Here is a 19,737-nt window from a genome sequence, read left to right as displayed (position 1 = left end):
AGTTGATGATGGAGTGTCGGCATGACGACACCGCAGCCCCGTCTCCTCAAGGCACTGGAACGGTTCCACGCCGCCCGCCCGTGGGACCACAACGCCCACTACCACCGGTGGATCATGCGGCAGGTCCCGAAGCGCTTCGGCGCGGCCCTCGACATCGGATCGGGCAGCGGGGACCTGGCCCGGCTGCTGGCAACGCGCGCCGAATCCGTGCGGGGTCTGGACGCTGACGCCACGATCGTCGCTCGGGCACGTGAACTCACCGCGCCCGCCGCGCCCGTGGCGTTCACCGTCGGAGACGCGCTCACTGACATACCGTCCGGTTCCTACGACGTGATCACGTGCGTCGCCGCCATCCACCATCTGCCGTTCACCGAGGCACTCGAGGAGTTCCGGCGGCATCTGGCACCGGGCGGGACGCTGGTTGTCGTGGGGCTCGCCGCGGCGCGGTCGACCGGCGACCGGCTGCTCGGCGTGGCGGCCGTCGCGCTGAACGTCGTCATGGCCTGGATCAAGAACCGGGGGCGCAGGGCGGCACGGCCGGAATCGATGACCGCGCCGACCCGCCCCGCGACGATGAGCTTCGCCTGCATCGTCGGTGAGGCCGGGCGGGTGCTGCCCGGTGCGCGGCTGCGCCGCAGAGTCTTCTGGCGGTACACCTTGGTCTGGCACCGGAACTGACGCGCGCACCACGCGGGGGATCAAGTCCCCCCGCCGACAACGCTCGTGATCAGTACGCCCGGCGCTCCGGCGGATGCGGCGCCGGCTCCCCGGGGGGCGCGGCGTCACCGGTCACGCGTGTGCCCGGGTGCCACAGCGAGCAGATGAAGGCGAGCACGAGTGCGCCGGCCATGGAGTAGAACACCCACTGGTTCGCCTCGGCGAAGTCCACCCTGACGGCCTGCATCGACTCCCGGGTGAGTTCGGCGGCCCTGCCGCCTCCCGTGGGCTGTCGCGCGTCCGCGTTCCCGGTGACGGCCTCGGCGATGTGCCGGGCGGCGGTGCGGGCGGGGCCGGACGGCACGCCCTCGCCCCGCAGCGTCTCGGCGACCCGGTTGACCGTGACGTGCGTCAGCACGGTGCCGAACACCGCGAGGCCGATGCTGGCGGCGAAGTTGCGCACGGTCTGCGTGATGCCGGTGACCTCGCCGTAGGAGGCGCCGATCGACCGGTTGACGGCGTCGGTCGAGGCGGGCGCGAGCAGGAAGCCGATGCCGGCGCCCGCGAGTGCCGCGTACGGCCACTGGTCGTGCATCGAGAGCGTCGTCAGCTTGGCGGCCCACAGCGCGAAGCCGACCGCGCCGAGCGCGGCACCGGTCCTCAGTGCCGGGCGCGCGCCGCGCTTGTCCAGGATGCGGCCGCCCCACTGGGAGGCGAGGGCGAACCCCACGAAGAAGTAGAGCAGGTAGAGCGCCGCCTGGTTGGGTGAAGCGCTGAGGGAGACCTGGGCGTACACCGAGGCGAAGAACAGCACCGGCACGAAGGCCGTCATGGCGAAGAACAGCACGAGCATGTCGACGGCGAAGGCCCGGTCCCGGAACACCTGGAGTCTCACGAGCGGGTGGCGCCGGCCCAGTTCGAAGCGGCAGAAGAAGGCCAGGACCACGAGCCCCACCACGATGCAGGTCCAGGTCGGCCAGGCGTCCCAGCCCCAGGTCACGGACTGCTGGAGCCCCAGCACGGTCAGCCCCATGCCGAGCGCCATCAGCACGGTGCCCGGCACGTCCAGCGGTTCCCGGTTCGAGCTCTCGGGGATGTGCGCGAGCAGGGCCAGGACGATCGCGACGACGGCGACGGGCACGTTGATCCAGAAGATGGCACGCCAGGTCCATTCGGTGAGCCAGCCGCCGAGCAGCGGACCGATGGCCGTGAGCCCGCCCGAGACGCCGAAGAACAGCGCCAGCGCGCGCCCGCGCCGTTCCACCGGGAACACCGCGATGACCACGGCGAGCGCCGCCGGGAACATCAGAGCCGCGCCGAAGCCCTGGATCGCCCGGAACCCGATCAGCCACGCCTGGGCGTACTCCCCCGTCGGTACGGCGCCGCAGAGGGCCGAGGCGATGACGAAGACGAGGGTGCCGATGAGCATGACGCGGCGGTGGCCGTAGATGTCGGACAGCCGGCCGCCGAGCGCGAAGAACGCGGCGAGCGTGAGCAGGTAGGCGTTGACGACCCACTGCATCTGCGAGGAGGTGAGTCCCAGCTCGTGGATGATGTCCGGTGCGGCGATCGCCACGATGGTCTGGTCGATGAACGTCATCGACACGGCGAACATCATCGCGGCCAGTGCCAGCGTCTGGTTCGGCGGCCCGCTCGCCCCGGCCCTCGCGGGCCGGCCCGGCCCCTGCGCCTGCGGCGCCGAGTTGCTCATGGCCTCATGTTCTCCGCGCCCGTCCGCCCGCGCACGCCGGGCGGACCAGCGGGAGGAGGCGGGGGTGTGCGAGGCGGCCGGGACGGCTTCCGGCAGGGGTCTTGTCAGTATCCAGAATCCTGGTTACTGTTTGATTCGTGAACGATTTCGACGACCGCTTCCTCACCCGCAACGGCCTCGCCGCGCGGCAGCTCGCCGTCCTGCTCCTGCACCACGAGCCGGACACCCGCCTGCCCCGTGTGCGTGACTTCGCGCAGGAGCTGGGCTGCGGAAACGGAACCGTTCAGGCCGCCCTCAGCCTGCTGGAGGAGTCCGGCGCGATCTCGACGACCGCACGGGGCCACCTCGGCACCTTCCTCGTCCACTCGGACCGCACCATCCTGTGGCGGCTGTCCGGCCTGGGAACGCTGCTCGCGGCGATGCCGCTCCCCTACTCGCGGCGTTACGAGGGTCTGGCGACCGGACTGCGCAGCGCCTTCGAGGAGGCGGGTGCGCCGTTCGCGATCACCTTCATGCGAGGCGCGGGGGCCCGGACCGCCGCACTGCTGGAGGGCAAGGTCGACCTGGTCGTCCTGTCCCGGTTCGCCGCCGACCAGCTGATCGCCGAGCACCCGGTGGAGCTGGTGGCCGATCTCGGCCCCGCCACCTACGTCGGCGCGCACGGCATGCTGGTGCGGCACGGGGTGGACCTGGACACGCCCGGACTGCGGGTGGCGGTCGACCACGCCTCGGAGGATCTGCGGATGCTCGTGGAGCGGGTCTTCGCCGACCGGGAGGACGTCGAGTGGCGGGAGGCGTCGTACATGCAGCTGGGCGACCTGTTCGCGCGGAACGAGGTGGACGCGACCGTCTGGAACCTGGACGAGGCGCAGGACCGGCTCGGGATCGGCGTCGACGTGCTGCCGCTCGGCGACGAGGTCAACCGGGAGCTGGCCCTGCGCAACTCCACCGCCGCGGTGATCGGCCGGTCCGACGGGACGAAGGCGCTGGCTGCGGTCCGCGACTCACTCGATCTGTCACTGGTGACCCGGCTGCAGAACGAGGTACTGCGGGGTGAGCGCGTCCCCTCGTACTGACCGGCGGGCCCAGTGACCGGGGTCTCACAACTCCGGGGCGTCGCTCGTCCTCAAAATACAAAATCCTGGTTACTGTTGATTTTAGGAGGATCATCATGGACGACCAGCTCGCACTGCGCATCCAGCTCTTTCGCGAAGGCGGCACGGTCCGGCCCGAGGTGGCCGACTTCGTCACCGCCGAGCTGACCGCCCTGGAGGCCGAGGGCCGCACCGTCACCGAAGCGACGGCAGGCATGCTGACCAGCCACCTGATGATGGCGCTCGGGCGGATCCTGGACGGCGAGGCGATCGAGCAGTTCCTCACCGACGACCAGGTCGCCGCCGAACTGGCCGGACACCCCGAGGCCGTCGCCCGTGCCCGCGCCGTATCGGCCCGCGCCGAACGGGAACTCGGGGCCGCGCTCCCCGAGTCCGAAGTCAACTTCCTCGGGATGCACCTGGCCGTCCTGGCCCAGCAGTCCCCCTCCGCACCCGCGTCCTGACCGGTCACGGCAGGCGTCCCGCGCCTGCCGTACCCACACAGAGAGAAGAACAGCCATGACGAAGATCCTCACCGGTGGAGTCGGCAAGGTCGAGGTCACCGCGGCCATCGGCAAGCTCGGCATCGACTCGCTCGACGTCGTCGCCTCCAGCGACATGGACGCCGCGATGAAGCTCCGCGCCGGCCAGGCCGACTACTACCTGGGCACCTGCCACACCGGCGCCGGAGCCTCGCTCGGCGTGCTCGTCGGCCTGATGGGCAGCGCCGCCTGCCACACCTTCGGGCGGAGCGTGCCGACGGAGGAGCAGGTCACCGCCCTGCTCGCCGAAGGCAAGAAGGTCTTCGGCTTCTCGATGGACCAGATCGACATCATCGCCCCCCTCATGGCGCGCGCCATCGCCGCCCGCGGCTGAACAACAGCCTGTTCTCACCGTCCCGGGCACCAAGGAGTGACTCGTGAGCACCACACTCGCCGCCGGCGCCAGCCTTGACTTCACGCTGGCCCAGCAACTGACCGTGATAGCCCTCTGTGCGCTGACGGCCTACATCTCGCACATGGCCCTGGCCGTCTTCAACGACGGGGTACGCCCCTTCATGCTGGACTTCATCCAGGGGCGCACCACCCGCAGCGCGACGACGGCTGTCTCGTTCGGTCTCTCCGCCGGGTTCATCTTCGGACTGGGCGCGCCGATGGCCCTGTCCACCGGTGTGCTGAACCCGTGGCTGGTCTTCCTGCCCACGGACATCCTCGGGATGCTGGCACCGAAGAAGTGGCTCGCCCCCATCCTCGGTGCCGCCTGGGGCGCGGTCGTCGTGTTCGGCCTGAACGGCGCGAACAACGTCGCCCACGACCTGCCGGTCGACTTCCTGACCGCGATGCAGCAGATGTCGACGCCGATCCTGTTCCTGTTCTCGCTGTTCCCGGTGCTCGCCATCACCAAGCAGTTCGGCCGCCGGTGGGGCGGTATCGCGGGCGTCCTCGAACTGGCCCTCGTCGTCATGACCATGAAGCTGTGGCCGAACATGTTCGCCGGAGCGCTGGCCATGGCCGTCGGCGTGCTGATGCTCATCGGGCTCGCGGTCGCCAAGGACGTCCGGCAGCGCCGGGCGGACCGGGCGGCGGGCGTCGAGGAGATCGTCCTGGAGGACGACCCGATGGCGTCGCTGTTCAGCGCGAGCGCGGCCCGGCTGCGCAGGTACCTGCCGCTGTTCATGGTGCTCGGGGCCGGGGTCTGTGTGCTTGCCCAGATGCACATATTCGGCGGCGGCGAGGCCACCAGCTTCCTCATCGCGAAGGGGCAGTACTCGGAGGCGGCCCAGGTCGACTTCTACCGGGTGTTCGGCTTCATCCCGCTGATCGCGACCACCGCACTCGCCTCCGGGGCGTACGGGATCGCCGGATTCACGCTGGTGTACCCGATCGGCTACCTCATGCCGAACCCGTTCCTGGCCGCTCTCGTCGGTGCGCTCGTGTTCGCGGCCGAGGTGCTGGCCCTCTCCTGGATCGGCCGGGTCCTCGGCAAGCTGCCCAGCGTCCGCGACTCCTCCGAACACCTGCGCAGCGCGATCGGTGACACCCTCCAGCTCGCGATCCTCTTCGGTTCGCTGATGGCCGCGAACGCGATGGGCGGCGGACTGGGCATCCTCGTCGTCGGCGGGCTCTACCTGCTGAACGAGGCGATGGGCCGCCCCGTCGTGAAGATGGCCGCCGCACCCGCGGCCGTGATCATCGGCGGCATCCTGCTCAACATCCTGTACTGGCTCGATCTGTTCACCCCGGTCAAGGGCTGACACCCCCGGGACCGGGACCTGTCCACCCGCGTGCCGGGGCCGCGAGGCCGCCGGCCGGACCGGGCCCGTACACGTAGAAGGAACCCCACGATGAACCACCCCGCTCCGCACACCCTGCGCACCGTCACCGGCGAGATCCAGGCCGCTTCGGTACGCGGCCCGGCCCTCGCACACGAGCACCTCGTCCTCGATCTGGACCAGCGGGGCGACGGTGCGGCCGTCCTCGACCCCCGGCGCCACACGGCGGCCGTCACCGCCGAGCTGAGCGCGCTGCGGGAGGAGTTCGGGCTCTCCCTCGTCGTCGAGCTGACCTGCCGGGGCATGGGGCGCGATGTCGCCGCCCTCGCGGAGATCGCCCGGCAGTCGCGGGTCGCGGTGGTCGCCGCGACCGGCTGGTACTACGAGCCGTTCCACACCCCGGAGATCGACACCGCCGACGTGGAGCAGCTGACCGAGGTCCTCGTCCGCGAGATCCAGGACGGCATCGGCACGACCGGCATCCTGCCCGGCGTCCTCGGCGAGATCGGCAGCCACGGGGACGTCCCCACGGCTCCCGAGGCCAAGGTGCTGCGGGCCGGCGCACGGGCCGCGCGGGCCACCGGGCTCTCCCTCGCCACCCACGCGCAGCTGGGCCGGGGCGGGCTCGCCCAGCTGGACCTGCTCACCGGTGAGGGGCTGCCCGCCCACCGCGTCAGCATCGGCCACCAGGACCTGCTCGACGACCCGGGCGTCCACCGGGAACTCGCGGCGCGCGGGGCGTACGTCGCCTTCGACACCGTGGGCAAATCGGCCTACCGGAGCGACCGGACCCGGCTGCGGCTGCTGCTCGCCCTGGTGGAGGCCGGGCACGCCGACCGGGCCCTGCTCAGCTGCGACATCTCCCGCCACGGCTACCTGCTGGACGAGGGCGGCCAGGGCTACGGGCACCTGTTCCGGAGCTTCCTGCCCGAGCTGCGCGCGGCGGGCGCCGACGACGATCTGATCGACCTGCTGACCCGCCGCAACCCGCTGCGCTTCCTGACCGGCGCGAGCGTGGAGGAGAACTGACATGAGCCCCGTACCTCCCGTCCTTCCCGTCACACACCCGCTGGCGACCGTCGGTCTGGACGACGCCGTCACCCGGCAGTTCCGGCTGCTGGAGGCCACCGCCGCGCACTTCGAGGGCCAGCAGCTGTTCTCGTCCGACGCGGGCGTCGTCCCCGGTCTGGGCCGGCCGCGCACCACCGCCCGGGTGGAGGCCGTGCTGGCGGACTTCTTCGGGGCGCAGGACGCCGCCTTCGTCCAGGGCGCGGGCACCGGCGCGATCCGGGCCGCCCTCAACGCCGCCGTGCGGGCGGGCGACCCGCTGCTCATCCACCGCGCCCCGGTCTACCGCACCACCGAGGTCACCCTGCGGGGCATCGGCGTGGACACCGTCGAGGCCGACTTCAACGACGGCGCGGCGCTGCGCGAGGCCCTGGCCTCCGGCCGGTTCCTGTGGGCGTACATCCAGCACACGCGTCAGCGGCTCGCGGACTCCTACGATCCGGCCGGAGTCATCGCGGCCTGCCGGGCCGCCGGGGTCCGCACGATCGTCGACGACAACTACGCCGTGATGCGCACGCCCGCCGCCGGTGTGGAGCTGGGGGCCGACGCCTCCTGCTTCTCCCTCTTCAAGCTGCACGGCCCGGAGGGCGTCGGTCTCGTCGTCGGCGCCGGCGACCTGGTCGAGCACGTCCGCCGCGACAACTACTCCGGCGGCGGGCAGGTCCAGGGCCATCAGGCGCTCGACGCCCTGCGCGCCCTCACCCACGTGCCCGTGATGTGGTCCGTGCAGTCGCGGGTGGGCGCCGAGGTCGCGCAGCGGCTGGCGGCCGGCGAGGTGGACGGGGTGGCCGAGGTGCGCATCGCCAACGCCCAGGACCGCTGCCTGCTCGTGCGGCTCGACCGGCCCGTCGCGGCCGGGCTGCCCGCCGTCGCCGCCCGGTTCGGCGCCGCCCCCTACCCCGTCGGCTCCAACTCCAGGTACGAGATCGCGCCGCTCTTCTACCGGATGTCCAGCTCCGCGCTGGACGACTCCCCCGAGCTGGCCGACTGGACCGTACGCATCAACCCGATGCGGGCGGGCGCGGACCTCGTCATCGACATCCTGCGCCGCTCGCTCGCCGCCCTGGACGACCCGAAGGACGACTGACCGTGTTCCTCGACACCGTACTCACCCGCAATCCCGGGCTCGTGGACGCAGCGGCCGCGCTGCACCGGAACGGCGACATCCCGCCCGACACCTACGTCGTCGACCTGGACGCCGTCGAGGCCAACGCCGCGCTGCTCGCGGCCGAGGCCGGCCGCCTGGGCATCAGCCTCTGGTTCGTCGTCAAGCAGCTGGGCCGCAACCCCGAACTGATCCGGGCCATCGCCCGGCACATCCCCCGCTCGGCCGCCATCGACCCGGCGGAGGCCCGTACCCTGCACGCCGCCGGGGCGCGGCCCGGCAACCTCGGGCACCTGGTCCAGATCCCGCGGCGCGCGCTGCCCGAGATGCTGGCCTGGCGTCCGGAGACCGTGACGGTCTTTGACCTGGCCAACGCCCGTGCCGTCTCGGACGCGGCCCGCGAACTGGGCTTCGTCCAGCCCGTCCTGATCCGGCTCGCAGGCGCCGAGGGCGACGTCTACCCCGGCCAGGAGGGCGGCGTGCCGCTCGAGCGTCTGGACGCCTTCGCCAAGGAGGCCGAAGCGCTGGACGGCATCCGGATCGCGGGCGTTACCGCCTTCCCCTGCGTGCTGTGCGACCCGGCGACGGGCGTGCCCGCCGCGACCCCCAACTTCGGCCTGGCGATCCGGGCCCGAGAACTGCTGGCCGCGCGCGGGCACCACGACCTCAAGCTCAGCGCCCCCAGCGCCACCTCGATGGCGTCCCTCCCGCTGCTCGCCGAACTGGGAGCGACCCACGGCGAGCCCGGCCACGCCCTCACCGGCACGACCCCGCTGCACGCCGTCGATCCGGCCCAGCCCGAGCAGCCCGCGTACGTGTACGTGAGCGAGGTCGCCCACACCCTCGACGACGGCCGTCCCGCGATATTCGGCGGCGGCTTCTACAGCCGTGCGCACATCCGCAGCGCCCTCCTGCCGCGCACGGGCGTCCGCCTGGGCGTGCAGGACGCGCCCGCCGAGAACATCGACTACTACCGGCTGCTCGAAGCGCCCGGCCGCGCGGCGGACGCCCGGGTCGGGGACACCGCGCTGCTCGCCTTCCGTACCCAGATCTTCGTCACCCGCTCGACCGTCGCCGTCGTCTCCGGGCTCGCCTCGGGCGCCCCCCGGCTGAACGGGCTCTACGACGCACACGGCCGAGCCCTGTAAGGAGCACCTCATGGCCAAGACCGTCATTGTCGTCATCGACGGATTCGGCGTCGGCGCCATGCCCGACGCGGGCAGCCTGCGCCCCGGCGACCTCACCGCCGACACCTGCGGACACGTACTCGACCACTGCCGCGCCGCGTTCGGGCGGCCGTTGCGCCTGCCGGTGCTCGGGGCGCTGGGGCTCGGCCTCGTCCACCAGCATCCGGACCTGGTGCGACGCACGCATCTGCCCGTCGCCGCGGGCAGGGCCGCGCTCGGCTATCCGGGCGCCGACACCTTCGCGGGCCACCAGACCATGATGGGCGCCGACTTCAGCCGGGTGACGGTGGCCCGGCTCGCCGACCACCTGGACGAGGTGTCCGACGCGCTCACGGCGGCCGGTCACCGGGTCGAGCGCCTGGACGGCAGGCCGCTGCTCGTGGTCGACGGGGCGGTCCTGGTCCACGACAACCTGGAGGCCGATCCCGGCATCAACTGGAACGCCTCGGGCCGCCTGGACGACCTCCCGTTCGACGGGCCCGGCGGAATCCTCGCCGTCGCCCGCACCGTGCGCAACGTGGCCCCGGTCGCGCGGGTCATCGCGGTCGGCGGCCACGCGGACGGCCCGCTCCGCGACTTCGTCCGCCCCGGCGACGGGGGGACGGTCGGGCTCGACACCCCCGCCACCGGCTTCTACCGCAACGGGGGCCTCCAGGTGCAGCACCTGGGCGCCCCGCTCGACCACACCCGCCAGCTCCCCGAGCTGGCGGCACGGGCCGGGATCCCGGTCACCCTGGTGGGCAAGGCGGCCGACATCCTGGTGTGCGAGGCGGCCACCCGCCATCCGGCCGTCGCCACGGCCGACGTCCTGTCGTACACCCTGGACGCGGTACGCGCCGAGGGCGACGCCCTCGTGGTCGCGAACGTCCAGGAGACGGACCTGGCAGGGCATCAGCAGGACACGGAGCGGTACGGACAGCTGCTGGAACAGGTGGATGCCGGGCTCGCCGGGCTCGTGGCACTGCTCGCTGACCACGGCGACCGGCTGATCGTCACCGGCGACCACGGCAACGACCCCACGATCGGTCACGCCCACCACACCCGGGAGTACGTCCCGGTGCTGATCCACCGGCCCGGCGCGGACGGCGTGGAACTCCTCCCGGACGCGCACAGCCTGGCGGACGTGGGCGCGACGGCCGCCCTGTCGCTGGCGCTGGACCCGGAGGGCCTCGCCGGCGGCACTCCGCTGCACACGGGCCGCCGCGCCGCCTGAGCGCGGCACACCGGCCGACGGTCCGGCACGTCCGCAGCGGCGGCCTCGGGCCGATCGGGAACCCGGACGGGTGACGTGAGCCGCGACAGCCTTCCCCGGGGGCGGCCGAGCGGCTATGCCTGTTGCCCATGCTCAAGAACCTGCTGCGCGCCGGAGTGCCGGTCGCTCTCGCCGCCCTGTCCCTCGCGCCGACCGGCCCCGCACACGCCGTGGAGGGTCCGGGGGCGTCCTCGGCGAACCCGTGCGCCACCGTCGTCGCGCCTCTCGGCTCCGTCTGCGTCCCGGCGCCCAAGCAGTGCTTCACCACGCCGTGTTACCAGTACGACATCGTGCCCGTCCTGTCCGCGCCCTGGCCCCCGGCCCGCTCCCGCACCGCCTGAAGGCGCCGCCCGCCCCGGCTCAGGGCGTCAGCCACCCCCTGCGCAGCGCCTGGACCCCGGCCTGGAACCGGGTCTCGGCGTTCAGCTCCACCAGCAGGCGGCTGATCCGGCGGCGGGCCGTGTGCACGTGGACCCCGAGCCTTCGGGCGATCGCCTCGTCCTTCAGGCCCGAGGCGAGCAGGGTGAGCAACTCGCTGCGCTCGTGGTCCAGTTCTCCCGAGCCGCCGGGTCCGATGGGCATGGAGCGCTCCCAGACCGCCTCGAACAGCGGCACCAGAGCGTTTCCCAGCAGCGCGTCGCTGACGACGAGCGCGGCGGCCGTCGGATCGGCGACGTCGGTCGGTGGCAGCAGGGTCACCTGGTCGTCCACGGTGATCAGCTTGGTCGGCAGGTCTGCCGCGAGCCGGATCTGCACCCCTTGTCCGGCCAGCTCGCCCAGTCCCCTGGCGCGGCCGGGGAAGCTCAGCCCCTCACGGTCCACCACCACCCGGACCTCCACGCCCCGCGCGACCAGATCGCCCACGGCCAGCGGCGCGGGCGTGCCCGCGGGGTCGCTCGCGGCGTACGGCGGCCGGTCGAGAAGGCTGACCCGGCTGGTCGCCGAGGCCAGCAGGGAGGCGACGCGCTCCGCTATGGCCAGGCGGCCGCGCACCGTCTCGATGCCGGTCGTCCGGGCAGCCGCCATCCCGCCCAGCATCTCCGCGGCCAGGCGGCCCACGGACGCGGTGAGCGTCTCCAGTTCGGCCGATGTGCGCAGGAGTTCGGCCTTGCGCAGGTGGATCCGGTTGCGGATCGCGATGGCGGGACTGACGGCTGCGGGAAGTCTGCCGGCGGGGGCGGACCGGATGAAGCCGAGCTTCTCCAACCGCGCACACGCTTCGTCGAACTGAGCCGGTGTCAGTGCGAGCGCGGCGGCGAGCGCTTCCGGATCACGGTGTCCGGTGGGATTCAACAGGGCCTCGTAGAGACCCAGTTCCTTGCCGTCCAGGCCGAGGGCCTGCCAGTCAGCTGCGTTCTTCCGCACGTCCCGATCCTCCGTCGAACCTGCTGCCACACAAGTGGACACGTCCACAAATCGGCACCGGCAACTCATTGTTCAGGGGCGAACCCCGGTATTGCATGTCCCCCACAACCACCGTCGGTGCCTACGAGAGGCAACACCTTGCGTACTTCAGCACGTCGGAGATCATCGGGCACCTCGCCGGCTTCCGGCATACGCCCCGGGCAGGGCATAGCGGTCCTGCTGGCCACCGCCGGCATGATGCTCGCCGGTGTGTCCGGCGCCCACGCCGACGACACGGAGCCCGGCCCCGTCGTCGCGGCGTCCGGCACCGGGACGGACACCCCGGCCCTCGTCACCGGGCTCAGCGAGAGGGCGGCTGCCACCGGCAGCGCGGCCGACGCGGCGCGCGGGCACCTGGCCACCAGGAAGAGCCGCTACCACATCGCCGATCCGGGGCGCGACCTCACGGCCGTCGCCACCCAGAAGACCGGCAAGGACGAGACCGTCCGGCTCCAGCAGAAGTACAAGGGCGTCACCGTACTCGGCGGCCAGTATGTCGTACGTATGACCGACGGTGACGGCCGACGGACCGTCACCGGCACGTCGGGCAAGTACTTCACGGACCTGAAGGTCGCCACGACCACGGCGGCGGTGTCCGAGAAGACGGCGATCTCGCGGGCCGTCGGCGCGGTGACGTCCGGTCTCGGCGACGCCCCGCTGCGGGCCCCGGCCACCGAGAAGGACCCGACCGCCCCCGCGCTGACGGGCAAGTCGAACGGGCTGACGATCCTGCCGCAGGGCGAAGGCGTGCTGACCCGCCACATCACGGTCACGGGTGTCGACCCGGCGACCGGTGAGCCGCTGGCGCAGGAGGTCTACGTAGACGCGCACTCCGGCTACCCGCTGCTCCAGTACAGCGCCCTGCAGACGTTCGGCGCCGGCACCGCGGCAGCCGGCGCGGCGGGTGCGACGGGCAGCGTGCCCGACGCGGGCACCGCCGCGTCGGACGAACTGGTGGTCAAGGGCACCGGCACCCGGTACAACGGCGAGAGCACCGAGGTCAACCTCTACCGGGACACCTCCGGCGCCCTGCAGACGATCGACTACTCGCGCCGCGCCGCCGGCGACAGCAACGTCATGATCGCCACCTACGACGCCCGCGGCCGTGAGGCCTCCTCGGCGTCCGGCGCCTGGCCCAGCGGCATCAAGACGTTCCGGCCCGCCAGCCCGGAGCTCGGTCCCGAGTACACGAACTCCGGCGCGGTGGACGCCCACTGGGCGGCCGGCCAGGTCTACGACTACTACCACTCGACGTTCGGCCGGGACAGCCTCGACGGCCAGGGCGGCTTCATCTACTCCCTCGTCGGCGTCGTGAGCAACGGCCGGCCGTACAACAACGCCTTCTGGGACGGCAGCAAGATGGTGTACGGGCAGGGCGGCGGCGACTACCGCACCTTCTCCGCCGACACCGACGTGGTGGGCCACGAGATGACCCACGGCGTCATCGAGCACAGTGCGAACCTGGTGTACGCGGGCCAGTCCGGCGCCATGAACGAGGCGCTGGCCGACTACTTCGGCAACGCGATCGACCTGGCGGCCAATCACATCTCCATGGACGACCCGGACGCCGCGCTGCTGGGTGAGGACCTGTGCACCACGGCGGGACCCCGCGAGTGCGCGCTGCGCGACCTGGACGACGGCGCGACCACGTCGAAGAACTTCCTCGGGGCCTCCTACCGTTCCGACAACGGCGGCGTCCACCTCAACTCCACGATCTTCTCCGGCGCCCTGTGGGACATGCGCCAGGACCTCGGCGCCGACCTGGCCGACAAGATCGTTTACCGCGCGCTGACCGCGTACATGACGCCCCTGGACGGCTTCACCGAGGGCCGCGCCGCGGTCATCGCCGCAGCACAGGAGCTGGGGGTCTCCAAGGCGCAGCTGAAGCTCGTGAAGCGCTCCTTCGACGCGCACGGCATCGTGCCGGGCTGGGAGAAGGCGATCGGCGTCGACAGCGACACGCTGCTCGGCAAGGTCAACATCGCCGGCACCGGGGCGGGCGCGGGCAGCGGGCGCTACGCCACCTCGCGGACCAACGAGGACGGCAGCGAACCGTACTCGGTCTGGACCGGCAGGACCAGCGGCAAGGGCGGCACAACCCTGGTCAGCGGCAACAACGGCAACTACAACGTGTACGCCGACACCGACGGCAAGACCGTCGCCTGGGCGGAGTACACCGCGACGAGCATCAAGTTCCACGTGCATCCGGTCTCCGGTGGTATCGACAAGGTCGTGGGCGCCTCCGGGACGGATGTCTCCGCGCTCGCCATCGACGGCGACTACCTCGTCTACACCGAGATGGACCCGTACACGGGCGGCGGGCACGTCGGGTACATCAACATCAGGACCGGTGCCATCGGCAAGGTGGACGGCGGCGGCTACCAGTTCTCCACCGCCATGCCGTCGGTGAAGGACGGGAAGATCGCGTACGCCAAGCTGTGGGCGGAGAGCGACGGCTACAAGCTCGGCGTCGAGGTCTTCGACACCGACACCGGGGCCAAGAAGCTGATGCCCTCCGTCGACAAGAACACCGCGATGGGGATCGGCCAGACGGCCATCACCGACGACGGCGTCTTCTGGATCCTCGACCAGGACCTGACCGACGAGGGCCGGGCCTCCGTGGAGCGCTCCGCCCTCGACGGCTCGGACCCCATCACCGTGCTGCCCGAGGCGAGCAAGGACCCGGTGTTCACGTACTCGCTGACGGCCTCCGACGACGCGGTCACCGTGATGAGCGTCCCGATGGCCACCAGCTACGCCAACGAGACCATGCCGAAGCTGTACCAGGTGGCCCCGGACGGCAAGGGCGGCGCGCAGCGCGTCTCCTGCAACCGCGGTGACCAGATACTCCCGTCCGCCGACACCGGCAAGCGGGTCGTGTGGCTGGACGGCACGACCGGCTACACCGACCTGGTGACGCGGGAGCGTCCGGCGGGCAACTGCTGAACCTGTCGCACCACACTGCTCGAAGGGGCCCGCGGCCGGATCCGGCCGCGGGCCCCCGCGCGTGCCGTCAGTCCTTGTGATCGGGGGCGATCCGCTCGACGAGGCGCAGCAGCGCCGCCCATGCCAGGTCGTAGGCGATGTCGTCCTGGAAGTCCGCGGCGGCCTCCCCCGCCAGCTGCTGCGCGGTGTACTCGCAGATCTCCTCGGGGGGCAGCACGAGCGCGGCGCCCGCCGCCTGTGCGGTGACCTGGATCTCGCAGGCCTTCTCCAGGTAGTACATCCGCAGGAACGCCTGGGCGGCGCTCTCGCCGACGGTGAGCAGACCGTGGTTGCGCAGGACGAGTGCCGGGTGTCCGCCGAGGTCCGTGACCAGGCGCTCCTGCTCGTCGAGGTTGAGCGCGACGCCCTCGTAGTCGTGGTAGCCGACGCGGTTGTGGAACTCCATCGACATCTGGTTGAGCGGGAGCAGTCCGCCTTGCTGGGCGGCCACTGCGCAGCCCGCCCTGGTGTGGGTGTGCAGGACGCAGTGGGCGTCCGGGCGGGCCCTGTGGATCGCGCTGTGGATCACGAATCCGGCCGGGTTGACCGGGTACGGGGAGTCGCCGACGGGATTGCCGTCGAGGTCGATCTTGACCAGGCTGGACGCGGTGATCTCCTCGAACAGCAGCCCGTAGGGATTGATCAGGAAGTGGTTGTCCGGGCCGGGCAGCCGCTGCGAGATGTGCGTGAAGATCAGGTCCGTCATGCGGAAGTGCGCGACGAGGCGGTAGACGGCGGCCAGTTCGCGCCGCAGGCGCAGTTCCTCGGCCGCGAGGGCATCGGCCGTGGCGGGGACGGGTGTGTCGACGGGGGTGGTGAGGGTCTCGGTCACGCGGATACTCCTTGCCGGCCGGTGGCCTGCTGCGGTGCACCGGCCGGGGCAGCTGCCCCGGCCGGGACGACGACGGGGGTGTACGGGCGTCCTGTGGTCCACCACGCCACTACGTTGCGGGCGGGTTCGAGGACGTAGGCGCGCAGGGACGCGTCGGTGAGGAACGCGCTGTGCGGCGACAGCCGCAGGCGCGGGTGGGAGCGCAGGGGGTCGTCCCGGGCCGGGGGTTCGACGGGGAAGACGTCGAGGGCGGCGCCGTCCAGCCGGCCGCTGTCGAGGGCGTCGAGCAGCGCCTGCGGGTCGACGAGGTCGCCTCGGGACACGTTGACGAGCATGCTGCCCGGACGCGTCCGGGCGAGCAGATCCGCGTTGACCATCCCCCGGGTGGCCGGGGTGGACGGGGTGTGCAGGGAGAGGACGTCGGCCTGGGCGACGAGGGCGTCCAGCTCGAGCCGTTCGACGCCCTCGGGCCAGTCGGCGGCGGTGGCGTGCGGGTCGAAGGCGACGACGCGGCCGAAGACCGGGCCGGCGATGCGGGCGAGGGCGCGGGCGATGCGGCCGAAGCCGATCAGGCCGAGGGTCAGCTCGCTCGCCCGGCGCGGCACCTGCGTGAAGTCGCGGTTCCAGCCGCCGGAGCGCACCACCGCGTCCGCCTGCGGGAGGTGGCGGATCAGCGAGAGTGCCGCGGCCAGCGCGTGGACGGCGACGTCCTCGGTGGCCGAGTGAGGCAGATTGGTGACCCACAGGCCGCGGCGGGCGGCCTCGGCGGTGTCGATCATGTCGTAACCCGCGGACATGGTCGCGAGGAGCCGCACCTTGGGCATGCGGTCCAGGAGAGCGGCGTCGATCCGTGCGTAGCCGACGATCAGTGCGTCGGCGTCGTGCGCGGCCGCGGCGATCGCCTCCGGATCGCGGCTTCCCACCACCCGGACCTCGAAGCCGCTCTCGCTCAGGAGCCGGACAGCCGGCTCCGGGTCGAGCTCCTCCGGGTCGGTGATCACGGCGACGGGTCGCGTCATTTGGGTCTCCATGGATGATTCGATCGTTGCGATGCTGCCAAACTTACGTTTCCGCTGCATTATTTGTCCATGGCTGCCGACATGGTTGCCTGAACAGCCTGCGGCGACCTCCGCACTCCCCCGCCGGAGCACCGGAGGCGCTGACCGACAATGAGCGGGCGCCCGGCGGGTACGGCCGGGTGGCACCGAGCCACCGAGGGGACAGCACATGGAACTGGACGGGACCGATCTGAGAATCGTGCGGGAGCTGCAGGGCGACGGGCGGCTCACCTACGAGACGCTGGCCCAGCGGGTGGGCCTGTCCCGCCCGGCGGCCCGGATGCGGGTCCAGCGGCTGACGGAGTCCGGGGCGGTGCGCGTGGTGGCGATCGTGCACCCGGCGGTGCGCCAGCTGTCGGCGTCGGCCCATCTCGCGATCGACACCGAGGGGGCGGCTGCGCCGGTCGCCCGGGAGATCGCCGCGCTCCCGCAGGCCCCGTTCGTCACCCTGACGAGCGGGCGCCGGGCCATCATGAGCGAACTGCGGACCGCGGGATTCCAGGAACTGGAGCGGACCATCGAGCACATCCGTGCCCTTCCCGGAGTGCGGACCGTGGATCCCCTGATCGCCACCCGGCACGTCAAGGACCCGTACCTGCTGACCGACGAGCCGACCGTGACGCTGCAGGACGACGTCGACGAGCGGATCCTGGCCGCACTGGAGGCCGACGGGCGGCTGCCCTTCGCCGAACTGGCGGTGCGGGTGGGTCTGTCCGCCGGGGCCACCCGGTCCCGGACCCTGCGCCTGCTCGACGGCGGGGTGGCGAAGGTGGTCGCCCTGGTGCGGCCCGATGTGCTGGGTCTGGGCTTCCTGTGCGGATTCAGCCTCCGGGTCGCCGGCGAGGCCGCGGCCGTCGCCGCACAGGTGGAACGGTTCGAACGGGTGACCTTCCTGTCGACGTGCCTGGGCAGGGCGGAGCTGGTGGGCACGATCACCGCGGAGTCCTTCGACGCGGTACGCGCCACGCTGGAGGAGATGCGGGCGCTGCCGGCGGTGCGCGAGGTCGAGAGCTGGCTGCACCTGGAACTGGTGAAGGAGCGCTACGACACCGCTCCGCGCCCGGCCTGAACGGCCGGCCGCGACGGCGTGCGGCGGACAGACCACCTCCCCGCCGGGGCCGCCACAGCTGATTCGTAATCAAGCTAACGATTGAACTTTACAAAAATTGCCCACCTCTCCCTATGGTCAATCCTTCGTTCGTTTCATATCGTTCAGCGAGCCGAATCGTCTGTCGGCGCTCCCCTGTACCTCTCCGGTCGAAAGCAGGCCTGCCATGCCCCGTCATCCCGACAACCCCGACCGCACCCTGCTCGTCACCGGTGCCGCCGTCGCCGCCGCGGGCACCTCGGTCCGCGCCGAGGCGCTGGCCGTGCGCGGCGACCGCATCGTGCACGTCGGCACCGCCGAGGAGGCCCGTGCGGCGCTCGGCCGGGTCGACGAGGAACTCCGTCTGGACGGCGGCCTCATCCACCCCGGCTTCATCGACGCCCACTGCCACCCCGTGATGTACGGGCAGGCCCTGGCCTGGGTCGACCTGCGGCCGGAGCGCGTGCCGGACATCGCGACGCTGGTGGAGGTACTGCGCGAGGCCGGACGGGAGCTGCCGGCCGGGGTCCCGGTCCGGGGCTTCGGCTACGAGCACCGGCGGCTCGCGGAGCAGCGCCACCCCACCTGCCACGACCTGGACCTGGTCGCGGACGACCGCGAGGTCTACGTGATGAACGCCTCCGGACACGGCGGCGTCGTGAACTCCCACACCCTGCGCACCTGCGGCATCAGCGCCGGCACCGCGTCGCCCGAGGGCGGCAGCATCGGCCACTTCGAGGACGGCGAACCGGACGGGCAGCTGTGGGACGCCGCCTGCGACCTGCTCACCGGACCCGCCGGGGTGAAGATCGGCAACCACGGGCCGAACTTCCACCTCTCGGAGCCCGAGGAGATCATGGCCGACCATCTGCTGCGCGCCCAGGAGGTGTTCCTGGCCGCAGGTGTCACCACGGTCGGGGACGCCCAGGTGTCGCGGCGCGAGATGGAGACGTATCTGCGGGCGAACGACGACGGCAGTCTGCGGATGCGCGTCTCGGCGTACCTGACGTCGGCGCTGCTCGACACCGCGCTGGAACTCGGCGCGGTACGCGGCTTCGGCGACGACCACTTCCGCATCCAGGGCGTGAAGTTCTACGCCGACGGCACGCTCGGCGGCTGGACCGCCTACTTCCCCGAGGGCTACGCCGCGGACTGCTGCCACCACGGACAGCTCTACCACTCGGTCGAGGAGTACGCGGACATCGTCCGGCGCGCGCACGCGGCGGGTCTGCAGACAGCCACCCACGCCCAGTCCCCGTACGCCATCGGTATGGTCCTCGACGCGGTCGAGAAGGCCCAGGCGGACCGGGAGCGGCCCGGCATGCGGCACCGTATCGAGCACTGCGGCCTGCCGACCGACGAGCAGATCGACCGCATGGGCGAGCTCGGTGTCGTCCCCGTCATGCAGCCCCAGCACCACCTGCGCACCGGCGACGGCACCCTGACCGCCGTCGGCGATCTCGGCCACCGCTACAACCCGGCCGGCCGCTGCCCCGAGGCGGATGTCCCGGTGGTCTTCTCCTCCGACGCGCCGGTCGCGCCGCCCGCCCCGCTGGAGGCCGTCGCCGCCGCCGCGACCCGTCGCACCGTGCTCGGCACGGTCCTCGGTGACGAGGCGCTGAGGCTGCCGGTCGAGGCGGGTCTCCACGCCCACACGGCGGCCGCCGCCCACGCCCTGCACCGGGAGGACGCGGTCGGCGCCCTCGCCCCCGGCATGCTCGCCGACTTCACGGTCCTGGACGCCGATCCGCTGACGGTCCCGGCCGACGAGCTCACCGGCATCCGGGTGCGCGAGACCTGGGTCGGCGGCCGCCGCGCCTGGGCCGCACCCGGTCGCTGACCGCTGCGGCGGCCACGCCCGAGCCGCCGCGGACCGGCCGGACGGGTACGGCCGACACGCCACCTGTCCGGCCGCCCGGCCCCCCGTGGGCCGCGTTCCGCCCGCACTTCCGCTCGCCCGGCGGCCAACGGCCGCCTGCCGGGTCCGCCCCTCCCCGTCCCCGTAACCCTTCCTGCCGGAGGTCC

17 protein-coding genes are annotated in these 19,737 nt (G+C 72.1%); 13 read left to right on the top strand and 4 right to left on the bottom strand.

The features are described from left to right. The first annotated feature begins 21 nt into the window (after positions 1-21). A complete protein-coding gene (locus EDD93_RS32205; RefSeq protein WP_123529200.1) occupies positions 22-678 on the top strand; it encodes a bifunctional 2-polyprenyl-6-hydroxyphenol methylase/3-demethylubiquinol 3-O-methyltransferase UbiG in 657 nt (218 codons plus the stop codon). A gap of 49 nt (positions 679-727) precedes the next feature. On the opposite strand, the gene EDD93_RS32200 is transcribed toward EDD93_RS32205, so the two are convergent. Further along, complete coding sequence (locus EDD93_RS32200; protein WP_123529198.1) at positions 728-2,368, bottom strand: MFS transporter; 1,641 nt, start codon at positions 2,366-2,368, stop codon at positions 728-730. A gap of 137 nt (positions 2,369-2,505) precedes the next feature. On the opposite strand from EDD93_RS32200, the gene yhfZ reads away from it, so the two are divergent. From yhfZ to EDD93_RS32155, 9 genes are all read left to right on the top strand, one after another. Continuing rightward, positions 2,506-3,444, top strand: a complete 939-nt coding sequence (gene yhfZ / locus EDD93_RS32195; protein ID WP_123529196.1) for a GntR family transcriptional regulator YhfZ — start codon at positions 2,506-2,508, stop codon at positions 3,442-3,444. A gap of 95 nt (positions 3,445-3,539) precedes the next feature. Further along, positions 3,540-3,926, top strand: a complete 387-nt coding sequence (locus EDD93_RS32190) for a PRD domain-containing protein (protein WP_123529194.1) — start codon at positions 3,540-3,542, stop codon at positions 3,924-3,926. A 55-nt stretch (positions 3,927-3,981) separates the two neighbouring features. Next, positions 3,982-4,338 (top strand): DUF2620 domain-containing protein, encoded by a 357-nt coding sequence (locus EDD93_RS32185; RefSeq protein WP_024491812.1) that lies wholly within the window; start codon positions 3,982-3,984, stop codon positions 4,336-4,338. 43 nt (positions 4,339-4,381) lie between these two features. Further along, positions 4,382-5,716, top strand: a complete 1,335-nt coding sequence (locus EDD93_RS32180; protein ID WP_123529192.1) for a YhfT family protein — start codon at positions 4,382-4,384, stop codon at positions 5,714-5,716. A 90-nt stretch (positions 5,717-5,806) separates the two neighbouring features. Then, on the top strand, positions 5,807-6,763 hold the full coding sequence (locus EDD93_RS32175) for a phosphotriesterase (protein ID WP_123529190.1): 957 nt from the start codon (positions 5,807-5,809) through the stop codon (positions 6,761-6,763). A 1-nt stretch (position 6,764) separates the two neighbouring features. Further along, positions 6,765-7,889, top strand: coding sequence for an aminotransferase class V-fold PLP-dependent enzyme (locus tag EDD93_RS32170; protein ID WP_123529188.1), 1,125 nt, complete (start codon positions 6,765-6,767; stop codon positions 7,887-7,889). Between the two features lie 2 nt (positions 7,890-7,891). Beyond that, complete coding sequence (locus EDD93_RS32165) at positions 7,892-9,055, top strand: alanine racemase (protein ID WP_123529186.1); 1,164 nt, start codon at positions 7,892-7,894, stop codon at positions 9,053-9,055. A 10-nt stretch (positions 9,056-9,065) separates the two neighbouring features. Further along, on the top strand, positions 9,066-10,307 hold the full coding sequence (locus EDD93_RS32160) for a phosphopentomutase (RefSeq protein WP_123529184.1): 1,242 nt from the start codon (positions 9,066-9,068) through the stop codon (positions 10,305-10,307). 128 nt (positions 10,308-10,435) lie between these two features. After that, a complete protein-coding gene (locus EDD93_RS32155) occupies positions 10,436-10,687 on the top strand; it encodes a hypothetical protein (RefSeq protein WP_123529182.1) in 252 nt (83 codons plus the stop codon). 19 nt (positions 10,688-10,706) lie between these two features. Here EDD93_RS32155 and EDD93_RS32150 read toward each other — a convergent pair whose 3' ends face one another. Then, positions 10,707-11,711 carry a LuxR family transcriptional regulator gene (locus EDD93_RS32150; protein ID WP_185092583.1) on the bottom strand — a complete coding sequence of 335 codons (1,005 nt, stop codon included), beginning with the start codon at positions 11,709-11,711 and terminating at the stop codon, positions 10,707-10,709. Positions 11,712-11,849: 138 nt separating this feature from the next. On the opposite strand from EDD93_RS32150, the gene EDD93_RS32145 reads away from it, so the two are divergent. After that, entirely contained in the window at positions 11,850-14,696 is a 2,847-nt protein-coding gene (locus tag EDD93_RS32145; protein ID WP_123529179.1) for a M4 family metallopeptidase, read from the top strand. 67 nt (positions 14,697-14,763) lie between these two features. Here the strand turns inward: EDD93_RS32145 and EDD93_RS32140 are convergent, their stop codons facing one another. Both EDD93_RS32140 and EDD93_RS32135 read right to left on the bottom strand, forming a co-directional pair. Continuing rightward, a complete protein-coding gene (locus EDD93_RS32140; protein ID WP_123529177.1) occupies positions 14,764-15,567 on the bottom strand; it encodes a class II aldolase/adducin family protein in 804 nt (267 codons plus the stop codon). Further along, the gene (locus EDD93_RS32135) at positions 15,564-16,586 is read right to left on the bottom strand and encodes a C-terminal binding protein (protein ID WP_123529175.1); all 1,023 of its coding nucleotides are present in this window, start codon (positions 16,584-16,586) and stop codon (positions 15,564-15,566) included. Before EDD93_RS32135 ends, EDD93_RS32140 begins: the two co-directional genes overlap by 4 nt. Before the next feature lie 208 nt (positions 16,587-16,794). Here EDD93_RS32135 and EDD93_RS32130 point away from each other — a divergent pair, with 208 nt between their 5' ends. Then, entirely contained in the window at positions 16,795-17,694 is a 900-nt protein-coding gene (locus EDD93_RS32130; RefSeq protein ID WP_123529173.1) for an Lrp/AsnC family transcriptional regulator, read from the top strand. Positions 17,695-17,899: 205 nt separating this feature from the next. Further along, on the top strand, positions 17,900-19,552 hold the full coding sequence (locus tag EDD93_RS32125) for an amidohydrolase (protein WP_123529171.1): 1,653 nt from the start codon (positions 17,900-17,902) through the stop codon (positions 19,550-19,552). Positions 19,553-19,737: the final 185 nt, after the last annotated feature.

This window comes from Streptomyces sp. 840.1, from assembly GCF_003751445.1.
GTDB lineage: Bacteria > Actinomycetota > Actinomycetes > Streptomycetales > Streptomycetaceae > Streptomyces.
Note: the sequence above shows the minus strand (reverse complement) of the source record. Positions and strands in the feature narration are given on the sequence as shown.